7 protein-coding genes and 1 pseudogene are annotated in these 15,770 nt (G+C 67.1%); 1 reads left to right on the top strand and 7 read right to left on the bottom strand.

Features of this window, described 5'->3' with window-relative positions:
• Nucleotides 1-18: 18 nt before the first annotated feature.
• The 7 genes from ACIQCZ_RS13845 to ACIQCZ_RS13815 all read right to left on the bottom strand — a co-directional run bounded on the left by ACIQCZ_RS13845 (nt 19) and on the right by ACIQCZ_RS13815 (nt 14,513).
• Nucleotides 19-2,028 carry an AIPR family protein gene (locus tag ACIQCZ_RS13845; protein WP_402282237.1) on the bottom strand — a complete coding sequence of 670 codons (2,010 nt, stop codon included), beginning with the start codon at nt 2,026-2,028 and terminating at the stop codon, nt 19-21.
• Complete coding sequence (locus ACIQCZ_RS13840; protein ID WP_402282235.1) at nt 2,021-3,031, bottom strand: PD-(D/E)XK motif protein; 1,011 nt, start codon at nt 3,029-3,031, stop codon at nt 2,021-2,023. Before ACIQCZ_RS13840 ends, ACIQCZ_RS13845 begins: the two co-directional genes overlap by 8 nt.
• Entirely contained in the window at nt 3,028-5,868 is a 2,841-nt protein-coding gene (locus tag ACIQCZ_RS13835; protein ID WP_402282233.1) for a Z1 domain-containing protein, read from the bottom strand. The genes ACIQCZ_RS13840 and ACIQCZ_RS13835 overlap by 4 nt, the downstream gene beginning before the upstream one ends.
• A gap of 4 nt (nt 5,869-5,872) precedes the next feature.
• The gene (locus ACIQCZ_RS13830; RefSeq protein WP_402282231.1) at nt 5,873-7,348 is read right to left on the bottom strand and encodes an ATP-binding protein; all 1,476 of its coding nucleotides are present in this window, start codon (nt 7,346-7,348) and stop codon (nt 5,873-5,875) included.
• Nucleotides 7,349-7,516: 168 nt separating this feature from the next.
• The gene (locus ACIQCZ_RS13825) at nt 7,517-9,061 is read right to left on the bottom strand and encodes a hypothetical protein (protein WP_402282229.1); all 1,545 of its coding nucleotides are present in this window, start codon (nt 9,059-9,061) and stop codon (nt 7,517-7,519) included.
• A gap of 98 nt (nt 9,062-9,159) precedes the next feature.
• On the bottom strand, nt 9,160-11,058 hold the full coding sequence (locus tag ACIQCZ_RS13820) for a hypothetical protein (RefSeq protein WP_402282227.1): 1,899 nt from the start codon (nt 11,056-11,058) through the stop codon (nt 9,160-9,162).
• The gene (locus ACIQCZ_RS13815) at nt 11,058-14,513 is read right to left on the bottom strand and encodes a helicase-related protein (RefSeq protein WP_402282225.1); all 3,456 of its coding nucleotides are present in this window, start codon (nt 14,511-14,513) and stop codon (nt 11,058-11,060) included. The genes ACIQCZ_RS13820 and ACIQCZ_RS13815 overlap by 1 nt, the downstream gene beginning before the upstream one ends.
• 477 nt (nt 14,514-14,990) lie before the next feature.
• Here ACIQCZ_RS13815 and ACIQCZ_RS13810 point away from each other — a divergent pair.
• Nucleotides 14,991-15,740 (top strand): annotated as a pseudogene (locus ACIQCZ_RS13810) (transposase family protein).
• Nucleotides 15,741-15,770: the final 30 nt, after the last annotated feature.

The following is a 15,770-nucleotide window of genomic DNA, read 5'->3' as shown; positions in this document are numbered from 1 at the left end:
GCCGACGACGAGTCGGCCCTATGGACCGGGGACGAACCCGAGCGACAGCGCCTCGTTCCGTGCGTGCAGTGCCTGTACCGCCTGTGGCTCGGGGATCTCCTGGTCGAGTTCGAGTCGTCTGCCGACGTACTGCGCCAGCTGGCGCTGCGAGGGATCCAGGTTGTGTGTCTCCTTCGCCCATCGCTCGACGGCGTACCACTCGTCCGCCGGGATCGAGGCCACCTCGTCGCGGGCCCCCTGGGCGCCTTCCGCGCCTCCTGCGAGAGCCTTCTCGTCCAGCGGGTGATCGCGGAGTTCTGCCGCCAGGTCACCAGGCACGGACCACGACACGCGGGAGGCGGCGTCCCAGCAGACTGCCTTCTTGGCCCACTCACCCACGTGGTTGCCTTCGCGCGGTCTGGTCACTGCCCGCATCACCCTGGGACAGAGGTCGTCGATCGCCGCCTCGACGGCAGGAGAGACCCGCTGCTCTCGCCAGATCCGGTCGAGGTCGATGCGCTGCTCCGTCGCGTGCGACAGACGGGCCATGGTGTATGTCGTGATCATGCTCTTGTAGCTGCCGGCCTCGTGGTTCGCCGCGATGCGGTCGACCGCCTTGAAGAGGATGGCCATGGCGATCACGCGTTGGCAGTACTGGACGTCGACGCGCGGGGGCGCCTCGCCGATGCGGTCCATGAACACGGCGAAGTTCTTCTGCGCGCCACGGCTGACCTGAAACGGAAGATGGTTCCAGGAGTTGGCGTACTTCGCGAGGTCCGCCTTGGTGAACTTCTGCTTCGTTGGGTTGAGCTTCTTGAACGTGCGTTGCCTCGCGGGCGTCCGGGCCTTGGCCACCTCGTCGGTGTACTGGCCGCGCGCCCGTTCGTAGAACCAGTGGGTCTCCTGACCACTGCCGTCGGTTGCTGGCGCCCACAGGGAGCGGGTGATCCGTTGTACGGCCACGTGGTACTCGTGGTTCGAGCTGAAGTCGACCAACGTCACGCGGTTTTGGGTGTTGGAGTACTCGGAGATCATCGGGACGATCTCCGAGAGTCGCTCCGGGGAGACCTCCGTCAGTTTCATCTGCACGGCCACATGCGACAGGTCTGCCTTGTCGCGGCTGGAGGCGTAGTGCAGAGAGGCTGTCGTCTGACCGCCGTTCACGACTTGGAGCCCCTGCACGCGGGAGATGCCCGTGGGCCGGCCTTCCGGGTCGTAGGCGAAGTCGACCTCCGAAGCGGTCGCCGTAATGCCGTTGTTGTACGCCAGGAACCTGCCGGGGGAGTTCAGCAGGGTCTCCCGGATGCCACGGTTGACCGACCCGCGGGCCTGCAGGAAGGAACGGACGTTCAGCTCGAGGAGCCTCGTCCCGTATTCCCCGTAGAGCTCGGCGAGCCTCTGCCCGGGGATCACGGCCATGGTCACCGAGTGGTCGGGCTCGCTGCTGGGCGCCGCGACGCAGGGCAGCGGAGGGTCGAACGAGACGACGATGGGTTCGCTGATGCTGCCGGAGGTCGCGTGGCGGTGCAACCGTGCCAGGTCCCATACCTCGTGGGTCACGCGGAGGCCGTCGAAGTCGGTGGGCGGGACTGCGGTGCTGGTGCCGACGCGGTTGCTGAGGAGGAAAAGTCGTATCCTGCTCACTTCGGTGAGCGCCTTCTCCACCGCCGCGCACATGTCGTAGACGTCGAAGGACTCGTCGATGTGCTGGCGCAGACCGTCCCGGCACCGACGGACGAACGTGAGGAGCCGTTTGAAGGCGGTCTCGGCCTGCCCCTTCGTGAGCTTGGACGCCAGCGGCTCCAGATCGAAGTCCGTGACGAAGAGGTCGAGGCACTCCCCGGAGTCTCCGATGCCGTAGCCGTGGACCAGGTGACCGTGCGCACCATGAAACGCGCTGAACGTGTTGGACGCAATGCCAGCCTGCTCCAGGTCCTCGAACACACGCCGTGTGAACGTCTCCGGAGTGGTGGTTCCCTCAGCGTCTGCTGTCGCTTGGACGTCAGCGACGAGGTCGTGGGCGTACTGGGACAGGTCGAGCTCAGGCATGGGTTCCCCCGATCAGTGCGATCACCTCGTCGGCGGTGGCGCGGTGCTGGTCCAGCCCCGAGGTGCTCACGTTGTACGTGCAGTCCCCCACCCCCTCGGGGAGATCTGCCTCGACGATTCTCGGGAAATCCTCTCGTACGTGCCAGAAGCGCAGGTCACGGAGGGTGTACCGAGGTTCTTCGTACAGGTCTCGCTGCGCCGGGAGGTAGCCGACCTGTACGAGTCGGCCGTCGAAGGCGGCGCGCACGGCAGGGCTGGTGAGCTGCTCGCGTATCCGGTCCACCAGGCGGTTCAGGCTCTCGCCCGAACCGCCTCGACGTTCGTCGAGCATGGCCAGGGACAACAGGAGCGCAGGTGTCCCAGTGTCGTCCAGCTGGCGTTCGCTGGCGATCCGGATGTTACGAGGACGCCTGGCGGTGCTGGTCTTTGTCTCGACGGCGACTCCGGGCAGTTGGAAGTCCTGGTTGGCTCCGCTAGGCCCGGACCAGGAGTCCACAGCCTCGGCCGGTCCGACTATGGGCAGGATGCGGTCGCGCAGCAGCAGGAGCTCGCCGACGAGTCCGCGACGAGCCTCGGGGCCGAGACCGTCCCTGCCCACGGCGCGCAGGAGGTCCTGCCACCGCTCGAACCTCTCCACGGCTGCGGTCAGCGCGGCTGAGGCTCCGGGGGCTTCCCTTACTGTGTCGGCCACGTCGGTGACGAGAGGGTTGAACACCTCGCGGAGCTCGTCCGCGGTGAGGACCACCTGGAGCTCGTACTCGAGACGCGACACGGCGCTCAGGTTCATCTCCAGGCCGGCCGCGCTGGGCAGCCGGGTCACGGACCGCACGATGTGGTCCGCGGAGCGGGCGTCGGTCCTGAGCACTAGCATCCGCCGCTGTGCCGGGTGGGAGACGGACAGGAAGACGTCCAACGGTGCGTCAGGATGTAGGCGGAGACGGGAACGTCCTGGGGCGTCCTGAGGTGCCTCCAGATCACGCCACTCGGCCTCGGTTACCGTCACTCCCCACCCTCCTCGTCATCGAAGGCATCGTCTAGGCCCTCCTGCCTCCAGATGCTGTTGACCACGTACTCCGTGTCCGACTGGTGCTCGGAACGAGGAAAGTTCACCTGGAAGCCCACGAGCGGAAGTTGCTTCTCGCCTTCGCCGCCCTTCGGCTCGATCACGTAGATCAGGAGCAGCGCTTGGTCCGGCCGGCGCTTGAAGCGTAGCTGCTCACCGGAGGGCGATTCCGGGACCCTCTCCCGGCCCTTCTTCTTCGCGACCAACCGTGTTGCCTCGCGGGCGGCATCGACCTGGGCCGGGTCGAGGCCGATCTGCTCGTCCCGAGGGCTTACCACTCGGCGGATGATGTACCGGCCATCAGTCTTGTACCCCGGGTCGTTCAGCGGAGTCCGGGTCACGGGCCCCACCCCATGGCCCGCGACGTCGTGGGGTTTTGCCGTCGACTTGCCGATCAGGCACACCGTCCACTCCGCCAGCTCGTCCACGCTCGCGCACTGATCGATGTACTTCGCGATGAACCTCGGGCGGACCCTCTGGGCCAACCCATCCGTCAGGTAGACCGAGAGGAAGTCCGAGACCGCCTCGCGGGGCACACCGCTCCACTTCACCGTTCCGCCGGGAACCTCTGCCTTGCCCACAGTGATGCCGTCGAGACGCCGGACGAAGCCCTCGAGTGTCTTGAGGTTGTGTTCCCTCGCCCGCTGCGAGAAGTTGAAGAGAGTCGTCTCCGGCCCCTCCCCGGAGTAGCTGAGCTTTACAGGCGTTCCCTGCCTCATCTTGTTGGGGGCGGTGATCGTGAGTCCGAGCGAGGAAGCGCGCACCTTCAACCCGAAGTCCTTCGGTGTGAGATTGAGCGCTGCCATCTCCTCGATCTCACGCCTCAGTTCGTCGGTGGCGGAGGTCACTTCGACGTACTTCGCCTGAAGGTCGGGCGTGGTGTACAGGCGGCACAGGTCCTCGTGGCCTGGTCGGTACCCGAACCACCGCCCCATCTGGAGGAGGGTGTCGTACGTGCTCGAGGTGCGCAGGTAGTAGCTGACGGTCAAGCCCTCCAGCGTCAGCCCTCGGGACAACTTCTGGCCACCGATCGCGATGACCGAGAGACCGTTCCGGCGGTGATCGTAGTAGTCGAGCGCGTCGCGCGAGGCACCGTTCACCGTCTTGACGACGACCTTGCGTAGGGCTGGCAGGAGCTGGCTGGACACCTCGTCCCACGTGACGGGCTCGGTCTCGTCCACAGGGAAGTGGTCCGTGGTGGGGACGAAGTCGCGCTCCCAGAGAGCCTGGAACTCCGCCATACGCTCAGCGGCCTGCCCATAGCGGTCACGGAGCGAGTCAACGAGGAGTCGCAGGTGGTCGTCCACTTGGTCACGCACGATCCCCTGGACCGCGGTGAAGCGGGTGACGTGCACGAGCATTGAGTTGTGTACCCGCATCTGCCCCCGCGCTCTCCGAGCGGCGGAGGCCAGAACGAACGAGGCGATGGACTCGCGCAGGGACTCCGGAAGGTTGTCGGAGGGAACGAACGAGGACTTGTGCTTGGAGGGGATCCAACTCTCCGCATCGTCCACGGAGCGGACGAGTGGCAGCGGAGCGATGTCGTCCTCGTCTTCGCTGTCGACATGGAGCCCGAAGACGCGTTCCGGACCGAGGTAGTTGGAGGGTGAGGGAAGTGTGCGAATGAAGCTCTCGGGGAACAGGTCGGAGCCGAAGGTGGCGTGTTCGACGTCGGGATCGATGTAGATGTTGGCGAACGGCGTTGCGGTGTACCCGACGTACGCCGACTTCTCGAAGCTCCTCATCAGCTCGCGGATCGCACCGTTGGTCTTGGTCGGGTCCGCCTCGGGATCACGCTTGGTGTTGATCGTGGCGTTGTCGGCCTCGTCATCGATGACGAACAGAGGGATGTCACGTACGACCTTGCGGCCCGCTTCGTCCTCCGTTCCTTGGACGTCCGTCACCCAGTTACGCAGGTACTCGAGGATCTTCCAGTGCTTCTTCACCACGAGCACGACCGGGAAGTGCCCAAGGTGAACCGAGTTGAATGCGCTCGCCGTCTGGCGCCCGAAGTCACCCTTTTCAGAGCTGTTAGTCGGTGACGCGATGACCAGCCTTTTGCCAGGCATCCGCCCCGCCCCCATGCGACTGGACTTCCCCGCCTCGTTGGAACGCTGCTGATGCTGGGAGTCGAAACCGAGAAGACCCTCGTCCACACGTAGTTGCGTCTGACTCCGCAGATCGTTGTGGATGCCGGCGAGAATCACCACGAGCTGATACCCGGCATCCACTGCCTTCGAGGCCAGCCCGATGTACTGTCCCGTCTTGCCCGACTGGACCTGCCCGATCACCAGCCCCGTCCGGCGCCATGAACCTTCTCGGCGCGGGTCCTCAAGCTGGCTCAGTACCTCATCAGTGCTCTGGTCCAAGCGGCGTACGACGAGCGGAGGCAGGTTCTTGACATCCTCGAGGTAGCGGCGGTAGCGCTCCCAGAAATCCCACTCGCGGTCGTTCTTGGCCTCCGGCAGCCAGGGCTTGTGGTCCGTGTCGCTTTCCAATCCGGAGGAACCCTCCTGGAAAACGGCCGTCATGGCCTCGATCTCCTTGGCCAACCGTTCCCGGTCCACTACCTCGCCCTGGCCGGCCAGCATTCCGAAGATGACCGTGACCGCGGTCTGTACTTCCTCGGGGGAAGGCTGGCGGTCCTGGGAGAACATCGCGAGCACCAGGCGACGTGCCCTGGCAAGCGACTCGTCGGATTCCTCAGGGGTGATACTCACAGCGGACCTCCGGTTTGCGGGAGTGGTATCGGGCAGGCTAAAGGCGGCCTCTGACAACGGGTCACCCGCTCCAGAAGCCCTGCATCTGGTCGAAGGGCGGCATGTGCCGAAGACGTTCACGGGCGGCGGAGGGCGAACGGCCATCGGAGACCATCGCCTCGTAGATCCGCTGCGCAACCTCTGTCGCTCCGGCATCGGCCGGCCCGGAGCCGCCGAAGGGCTCGGGGTCGTCGCTGGTGTCCGTCTCGTGCATGACGCGGAGGGCGGTGACCGGCACGGTCTCCTCGAGTAGACGGATCAGGGCACGCATGTCATCCGAGCTCGCACCACCAGGACGCAGAGCTGCCTTCACCAGGGGGTGCCCCCGGTTGACCCTGCAGGTGACCCGGTCGTCGACACGGCGGACGTTCCAGGCGTAGAGGAGAGGGTCCCCGTGCGTGCGCGCCGCGATCTGCCCGCGGTACCGCAGCACGTCGGCGGCCCTTCTCCTGGCCTGCAGGGCGATGCGGCGGAGGTGGGAACGCAGGGCGACGGGCGGGACGACGCTGGACTTCCGGACGTCGACCCCCCACTCGACGTCTGTCTCGGCGGGGATGTCCACGGCGATCCGTGCCAGGTTGTACTTCTCCTCGCGGCGTAGCCCGCGCTGTCCGAGCCAGTCGCCCGCCAGGATCAGACGGTCCCGGCGGTACACGTAGAACCCCTGCTGGTCGAGCCAGCCACGGGGGCCGCCAGCCTTCTCGTACTCGTCCGGGGCGAGCCTCTGTGCGCTTGGGAGGACGAACGCCTCCACCCGCACGGAACCCGATCCCAGCGGCAGGCGCTCCACGGGAAGCGGTTGTACGGACGGGTGGCGGGACAGGAAGGGGTCCCAGGGCTCGACGGGGGTACCGGACACCCGGAGGTTGCGGCGCCGGCCTCCGGTGAGGAACCGTGCGAAGACCATCCCCAGATGGGACTCCGTGCGGGCGGCCTCCGCGTAGAACTGCTTCTGGGTCCGCTCGTCTTCCACAGTCACCGCGTCGACGTGGTAGCCGTTGAGGCGCCGCCACAACACGACCGTGCCGTGGTTCGCCTCACCCCGGATCCTGTCGAGCAACTCGCTGGTCGTCTCGTCCGCGCCGCGTAGCAGTCGCCATTCGCCCGACTTCTCGACGACGTCGAGGTCCCACGTGCGCACGTGCCATTCGCCGGCGGTCGCGGTGGCGACGGTGAGCTGCCGGGCCTGTGAGAACGAGGCCGACTTGAGGCCGACGCCGAAGCGCCCCAGGTCCGTAGCGCTTCGGGGCGTCGCAGGGCCTCGCGCGGCCACGGTCATGGCGGTCACGAGCTCGCTGGCGGTCATCCCGGCACCGTCGTCGGCAACGGCGATCCAGGAGTCCTGCCCGGCCCAGGTGAACTCGACGTCGATCGTGGACGCCCCCGCGGAGATGCTGTTGTCCACGAGATCCGCGATGGCGGCAGGCAGGGAGTACCCGAGCGAACTGAGCGAGGCGACCATGCCCGCCGGCTCCGGAGCTGCTATGTCGTACGTCACGCCGAATGTCCAGCCTGTTTCCGGGTTCTGATACTGGTTGCGATTATCCACGTATGCCGTTCGGGCCCTGGATGGGTAGTCGAGTTGGGGTGTGAACGTTCCATACGCCTCTCCGCGTGCTGCGGAAGTGGGCCTCGGCTCATGAGGCGACAGGGCGGCGGTGCCGTCCTACCGGAACCGTGGGTGCCAACCGACCGGCGACACCTGGAGCGCGTCCATGTGCACTTGGCACCGACCCACGGGAAACGTTCTCTTCACCACGTTGTAGTGCAGTCCCTCGGTGGGGAGGTCGGGTTGCGTCAGGGCTGTCACCAAGGTGTCGAGGCCAGGCGGGGTTCCCAGGGCCTGTACGTAGCGGAGAGAGGTGGCGTGCATGTCCGGCGCCGGGATAGGGCGAAGACCGAGTTGTTGGGGTGTGCCGACACACCAGGTCCAGTCGATCGCGTCGAACGGTGGCCAGCCGGCCGGCAGCTCGGCCGTGGCCGTGCCCGCCCGCAGCTCTCCCCTCACACGGTCCAGCTGCTGGGCTGCGGAGGTGACCCAGTTCTCGACCTTCATGACCTCATGCAGGGAAAGTGCTTCGATCGGCCACTTGATCTCGAGGCACAGACCGAGACGCCTGCCCGGGTCCACGACGACCACGTCCAGATCACCAGCAGACCTGCCGTCGGTCCTGACCACCGGGACCCGTTCCGCGACCGAGGTGCCGGGCGTCGTGCGCAGCCAGGCAGCCCACGCTGCTGCGCGCTCGCCCTGTTCCCTGCCTATGCGACCGAATCCTCGGGAGGCATGGGCGGCCGAGCGAAGCATGATCGGGTCCACGGCCCTCGGAGTCACGAGGGGCGGGCAGACGATGAGGACATCGCCGTGTCGGATCAGCGGGGAGGTCCGGCACGAGCGCCCGGTCCGGTAAGTGAGTCTTTCCACCACCAGAGCCTGGTGTGCCTCCGAGACGTCCGGGCACATCTCCGCGAGGACGGCCATCAGCTGGGTGTCTGCCAGGTGGAAGAGCGTCGTCTCCAGCCGGGAGAGCCTGTGCGCTGTCTGCTCGCACAGGGAGGCGAGCCCCGTGATCACGGCCAGGACGCTGATCATGTCGCCGGCGGTCATCCCCTCACCCAGGGGAAAGGAATCAGGCACCTGTCCTTCGGGCACCGACTGCCGGTATGCCTCGATCGTCGTGGAGGCGCGCTGGACGGCAGCACGCAGGACCTCTGGTGGCGGGCTGGTCCGGGAGTCGACAGGCCGAGTGGAGATCCATCGGCGCTCCGTCTCGGACAGCTCCGGTAGTCGTGTGGGACGTGCGTTGCGTTCGAGGAACATGTCGGCTACCTCGGCCGATGCGTTCCAGCGGTGGCGCATCCGGAAGTTTCCCCTGGTCATCCGTACCTGATAGGCCCCGCTCCGCACGCCGGTCTCCACCAGGTCCAGCCGCTGGGCCGCCGCCGCGGCAAGGACGATCTCGGCTGCGTCCTTCTCCGAGCACGTCCCCGTGCCGACGGGATAGTCGTGGTGCCAGACGACGAGCTGGGCGAGGACGCTTTCCCACGGCAGGTCCGTCATCATTCCTGCACTGATCTCCATCGCGCGGAGTTTCGTCGCCGTCCGGAGAAGGTCGTAGATCCGCTCCGGTCCGGAGTTCCAGCCACGCATTGAGCGGACCTGGTCACGAGCGCTGGCGATGGTGTCCAGCAGGTCCAGTTCGGGTTTCACGCAGGCTCCACTTGTGGACGATCGGTGTTCGACGGGCCCTGCGACGTCTGGCGGGGCTGGTGGTGGGGAGAGCAGAGCGGGCCCTCCCCACCGGGCATTCACAGGGTGGGGTCCCAGTACCCGACTTTCGAGCCGTCCGGGGAACCGAACAGGTGCCAGCGGGAGAGGTTCCGGTTCCAGGACTGACAGGCCGTCTCGGGGAGCTGGAGGCAACCGTGGTCCGCACCCTCGTTCGTGATCATGCAGTTGGGGTCGTACAGACAGGAGTCGTTGTCGACGGCCCGGCTCACGACCGCGTCGAGGTTCTGCTCGAGTACGGTCCGCATGGCTCCGAGGCTGAACTCGCTCCCGCCGTTGGGATAGATGGCGAAGGCCAGGTCGTACGGGAACAGGTACTCGGAGAGGCTGGTCTCGCTGTAGCCACTGTCGACTGCCAGTGCCCGCAGGAGCTGATGCGACAGGGAGTGGAGCAGACCGAACAGCTCGTGGACGGGCAGGTCGGGATGCCCCGGTGCCGGGCGGGTCTCGTGGGAGAGGGCCTTGCCGTCGCTCGGACCGAGCTGGTGCACCAGCCACTGGGCGACGCCGCCGGCGTCATCGAGGGCGCGTTGACTCACGAGCTCGTTGCGGACCAGCCAACGGCTCACCCGTTCCCTGTCCACCGGGAAGAGCAGTGCCTCCGCCTGTGTGGGGTGCGCGTAGAGCAGGGTCTTCTCAGGGGTGCCCCGTGAGGCACGCCCCCGGTAGGGCACGAGGTCCGCCTCCTCGGGGCTGAAACCCGTCCGGCTGTAGCCGATCGCGAGGTAGGTGATCGGGAGATCGCTCACCAGACAGGTGTCCCGGCCGAGGCCGGCAGCCGCAAGCACCTCGGGGTAGCGCACGTACAGGGCGCGGCGCTCGGCGTTGCGTGCCTCCCGCTGGAGGCGGGGGACGCCCAGGCGCTCCAGGTTGAGGACCCGACGGTAGGTGTGCAGCTCGGCTGCGAGCCCGCGGGCGTCGTCGCTTTCGGTGTCGAGCCCGAGAGCCTTGCCCACCCGCTCCCTCAGATGGTCCACCTCGACGGGCATGAAGCGCGCCCGCAGCGCACGCGCCTGGTCGTGCAGACCGGCCTCCTCCATCACACGGATGCTCTCGACGACCTCGTCGGGGACGTCCACCGTGTGTCCGTCCGTGAGTCGCCGGAACTCCTCCTCGGTGATCTCACCGAGCCACCAGCCGAGCACGGCAGCCGTGTAGAGGGGGTTGCTCTGACGGGTGGCCTCTTCGGTCGTCGTCACGTTCACGAGCGTCAGGCCCTGGCCGACATGCGCTGTTCCCGCCGTGTGGAGCAGGGGATGCATGAACTTGTCCGTGTAGCTGCACGAGGAGTTGCTGCAGCTCCACTGCACACCCAGCGGGAACCCGCATGTCATGCACTCCCACCGGAAGTCGCGGAACCGACTCGCACGGTCGTCCAGTCTGAACCGGGTGTGTCCCCTCGGGCACTTGCTCGGCGGGAACATGGGCGACATCTCGCCGCACCTGTGCGCGAACACGAACTGGAGCTGCCGGTTGCCGACGGCGTTGCCGCACGCGGGACAGGCCGGCGGCCAGTCGTCCGTTCCCGGCCGGGGGTCACCGGCCGACCAGACGTGTCCGCACCTGCCGCTGGCGCAGCGCACCACCCGGGGCCAGATGCGGCAGAAGACCTTGCCGGGGACCACGACCTCGTAGTGGCGATCAGCGAGACGGTCCTCGTCTCCGGGAAACTCGGGTGCGCGGTCGGAGCCGGCGGCGAACGCACGGCCGGCGGCCCGCCACCTGCGTACGAACCGCATGGCCTCCTGGACCAGGTGCTCGCGGTCGAGCGAGGGACCGTCGAACTCCTCGTCCCGTCCGAACTGCACTACCTGGGCGGTGTAGCCGCCGCGGTGGTCGAAGGTCTGACCGGGGCGGTACCGGTAGAGGACCTGGCCCCGGTCGCGGGCCATGTCGTCGTTCCTCGGGTTGAACGCCATCACGACCTCCTGCCGTCGGACACGATGTGGAACGGGATGCCCTCGGAGACATCCCGGAGACTCGTCATGGGCCGGTATTCGAGGCCCAGGTAGTCGCCTGTGGCGCGGTATCCGCGGTTGTTGCCACCGGAGAGGCCGGCAGAGGCCCCGGCGGAGCGGAGGCTGGCCAATGCATGCTCCACCATGTCCTCGAGATCACTGTGGAGCTCCTGGCCCTCCGGGCGATCCGACTGGAAGACAGTGTGAAGTGCCTCCAGCAGTTCGGTGAGCTGTACACCCTCGAGCCCTCCGATCGAAGGATCACGGAGCGCGGCCTGCATCTTCGAGAGGTCGTGCAAGTGCCCTGGCGCGTTACCCGCCCGCCACCAGTCCCGGTTGGCGATCTGGAGGAGATGGCCCATCAGTATCCCGGGGAGGGTCCTGCGCACGGCGAACCGGCTCCAGCGGTTGATGGCCACCGGCTCGACCATCCGGTCGAGGTACTCGTGGAACTTGCCGTGGTACCGGTAGTGCGACCGGTCCCGCTCCCGCACCGGGTTGAAGAGCATGAACACGAGGCCGTGGTAAGCACGGCCGACCCGTGACGACGCCTGGATGTACTCGGCCATGGACCTGGGCATCCCGTTGAACAGCATGAGGTTCAACCGGTCCACGTCGACCCCGTGGCTGACCATGCTCGTCGCGACGACCATGCCCGTGTTGCCGTTGGTGCTGCCCAGGTCGTCCAGGACGCCACGCACCTCGTCCAGGCGCGTCTCGCCCTTGAGCTCGGCCACGCGGAGATCGGGGAACCCCTCCCTGCGCAGGGCCTCGTTGACCTGGGTGTCCAGCGAGCGCCGGATACGGCCGAAGTCCACGAGGGTCGTCGCATACGTGAGGCTCGTGCGGTACAGGTCGACGACTGCGCGGAGCTCCTCCTTCGGCCATGCTTCGAGAGCCGGGGGAAGGTCCCGACGCTGGTCGAGCTTCCACAAGGCCCGGTGTGCGGACGTCAGGATCCTGACCAGCGTCATCTCCGCCGTACCCCGTGTCGGCATGACCCCGACGAAGCGGCGCAGGGGAAGGCCTCGGTCGAGACGCCAGTAGAAGCTCTCGTCGAGGTTGGGGCCGGGAAGAGGAACCACCACCGACCGCAGGCCGAAGAGGTGTTCGCTCTGGCGGTCCTCGCCACGGATGGTCGCGGTGGTCGCGACCACCTTCATCCGGACGCCCCGTCCGTCGGGGCGCTGCCGGGCTGTCAGGGTGCGCTGAACCTCCGCCAGGAGCCCCTCGTAGTGCCCCGAGAACGCACCGAGTTCCTCGTTGACCATATGAAGTTCGTCGATGATCTCCAATGACGGGGAGGGGTCGTAGAGGGGAGCCTTCAGGGGCCTGGGAGGCGACTTCGGATGGCCTGGGGCATGTCGCTCGTGGCACTTGCCGCCCCGACCGAATCCGTGTGGAGTGCACCAGCAGTCGACGTCCCCGAAGAGAGCGCCGAACCGGTCCGACAGCCCGATGTTCGCGAGTTTGTCCAGAGTGCCGACCACGACGGTAGGGAGGTAGCGGTAGATCTCCGTGTCCACCACGACGATCGGGAGGACCTTGCCGCACCGTTCGTTGCCGCAGACGTGTTGCAACCTGAGGCGCTGGGGGTCGGGCGGTGGGATGCGCACCGACCGCTCACCGCAGAAGGGGCAGTCGTGCACCAGCCGGAACGCGTGCCGCTCCGCCTCGCTCGACCGAAGGCGGTCGAGCGTGCGGTCGGCGGTCAGGGAGTTCGGCGTGTTGCCGCCGCCGGCGTAGAACCCGATGAAGAACGGCCACCCGGGGTCACCGCCGACCCCCTTGAGCCTGTCGGCGTTCCGGTCCCGGACGATGTCCGCGGCAGCGACGACGTCGAGTTGCCGCTGTGTCTGCTGCAGGGTGAGCAACCTGAGGGGGAATCGGCACCAGGCCGAGACACCGACTGTCTTGCCCCTGGCGCGGTCGTAGAACATACACACCAGCACCAGTCCGAGGTACGCCTCGGTCTTGCCGCCTCCGGTCGGGTACCAGACGACGGTGGCTGCCTCGGTCGGGTCCACGCCTTGGTCGTCACCCCAGAGCCCGGGGGAGAAGAGGTGCTGCGGGTGCTCCCGCCAGGCCAGGGCGCCGAGCTGGCTGACGATGGCCACGAGCTGGAACAGTCGCCATCCCCGACTCGGCCGCTTCCGACCCTGGTTGAGTTCCGCCATGGACTCGTTCGCGAGCTGGAACGCCACCAGCAGGCGCTCGTCCCGTCGCAACCACGCGATGCCGTCGCGGAGCCGAGAGACCTCAAGGGCGGCGGCCCGTCGGTCGGCTTCCTTCCGATCGGCCAGTCCGGGCCTGTCCTGGAGGTCTGCTGTGCTCCAGGCCGGCGAGTCCAGGTACGCCTCCATCTCGTCGGCGAGGTCGTCGAGAACTGGAAGCGGGTCGGTTGCGAGTGCCGCGTATCCCCATCGTTCGTCGGTCCGTGGCACGGCGCGGTGGGTGTCGTGTTGTGGAACGGGCACACTGCGCACAGCCACGAGTCGCCCGTCGTGCCATCGCGGCTCGACACCGCAGTTGTTCGCGTATGCCCCGAGCTCCCCGGAGTAGCGATAGGCGTCGGCACCGAGGTCCATCGTGATCGGCAGCAGACGGTCGCCCTCGACTTCCAGGCCCGCGCGGAACAGGGCGTTGTCCCTGGCCTCGTCACGGCGCGTACGGCCGGCGTTGCTACCCCGACCTTGGACGGTCACGACGGGGTCTTTGGCGAGGTTCTGGAGTGTCGCCGTCACCCGGAGCCTGCCGGAGGCAACCGGCCTCGACGTGACGATGACGCGCGCGGCGGGGGACGGCACCACGGGGTCCCCGCCCACCTCCCGGGCCAGCCACTGCTCGAAAGCCTCGTCGTCCTTCATCGCACCGGGAGGAACCAGCCGCTCTCGGCGGTCGCTCCCGACGCGACGGTCGATCCGCGGGTCGCGGAGAGCCAGCTTGACGGCCTCCGCGAAGGCATTCCGGAACTCGGCTTCCAGGGTTTCCCGCAGACCAGCCTCGTGCCCCAGGACGATCTCCACTGGCCCGACCGACACGGCCAGTCGTTTGAACAACGGAGCCAGCCGGTACGGCTCCTCGCGTTCGCCGGCCCATTCCAGCTGCTGGACTCGGGTCGGCAGTGCCGAGTAGTAGAACGAGGCTTTGGCCTTGACCGTGACGGAGCTGGCGTTCTCGGCCTCGAACTCGAACCCGAGGCTGTCCGGGGTGGTCCGTCCGTACCGTGGAGCGGTGCCGCCCGGCTCGACGGTGTGGGGGCCGAGGCTTTCCATGAAGTAGCGCGCGCTGGGAGGTTCGCCCAGGCATACGTCGCCTTGGGTCTCTCCCGTCGCATCGCTGACCACCGCGCTCACGAGGTGCTCGACTAGCGCTGTCTGCTGGGCGACACTCGGCTCGAACAGGGGAGTGGTCACGGCGTCTCCCCGAGAGGCTGGGCGTGTGCCGCCGGAAGGGGGGAGGGGCTGTAAGAGAACCTGACGAGGCAGGTGTCGTCGCTCGGGAACTGGCGACGGGGGAGCCGAATCGGCTCCGATGCGCGTGCCGGGGATGGTGAACATGCCGAACCGGCCCGCAGCACAGGGGTGTCCACGGGAACTCCAAGGTCCGCGAGTCAGAAGCCGCCATCGCACGACGCCATGGCCGGACATCTTCTGCTTCTCCGAACCCAAGCAGCATCGGCCGTGAGTCCCTGAAGCCACAAGCGAATACGCTAAGTTGATCAAGTTTGACCTGATCTAGACTATTCGTTGCCCGAATCTGGCGATGGGTCGGGACGTGAGCTCTTTCCAACTTAATGGTGCTGGCCGCGTGTTGGACGGATCTGCGGAACGACGAAGCTCCTGGTAGACGGGTTCTCGACCAAGATTGCCCGCAGCCGCCAGGAGCTTCGCGTGCTTGTCTACCCGTCATCGATCGACCTGTCCAGTCGCACCCTGCGGTGTTTGAACGGACACCTCACTGTGCGTCGAGGGGAGATCGGGACCTGATGGCGGCGTCTGACCGCCGGTCGCCAGGTTCTCCTGGCCCTGGCCCATCTGCGGTGCGGAGACATGTACGCCCAGCTCGCCGCCGGGTTCGGTGTCGGCATCGCGACCATGTATCGCTACATACGCGAAGCAGTCGAGGTCCTGGCGGCTCTCGCACCCACCCAGGCCGAGGCCATGAACATCGCGCGGACAAAGGCGTTCGTGATCCTGGAAGGCACCCTCCTGCCGATCGACCGGATCGCCGCCGACACCCCGTACTATTCCGGCAAACACAAACGTCACGGCATGAACGTCCAAGTCCTCACCGACACCTTCGGGACGGCTATTGTGGGCCTCGCCCGCGCTGCCCGGCTCCACTCACAACCTGACCACCGCCCGCGCCCACGGCATCGTCGACGCACTCACCGACGTCGGCCTTAAGTGCTGGGCCGACAAGGCGTACCAGGGCGGCTCTATCCGGGTGTCCTTCCGCGGCCGTCGCCTCAAGCGGTGGCAGCGGCGGCACAACAGCACGCACGCCAGATCCGCTGCCTCGGCGAACAGGCCATGGCCCCCCTGAAGGGCTGGCGTCTCCTACGGAAGCTCCGCTGCAGCACCAACCGCATCACAGCGATCGTCCAGGCTGTCGTCGTCCCTCATCACGCGTCAGTGTGAGGTTGGAGAAGGCTCAGGGGCTACGGGGGA

It is taken from the genome of Streptomyces sp. NPDC093149 (assembly GCF_044754145.1).
GTDB lineage: Bacteria > Actinomycetota > Actinomycetes > Streptomycetales > Streptomycetaceae > Streptomyces.
This window is presented reverse-complemented; position numbering and strand designations above follow the sequence as displayed.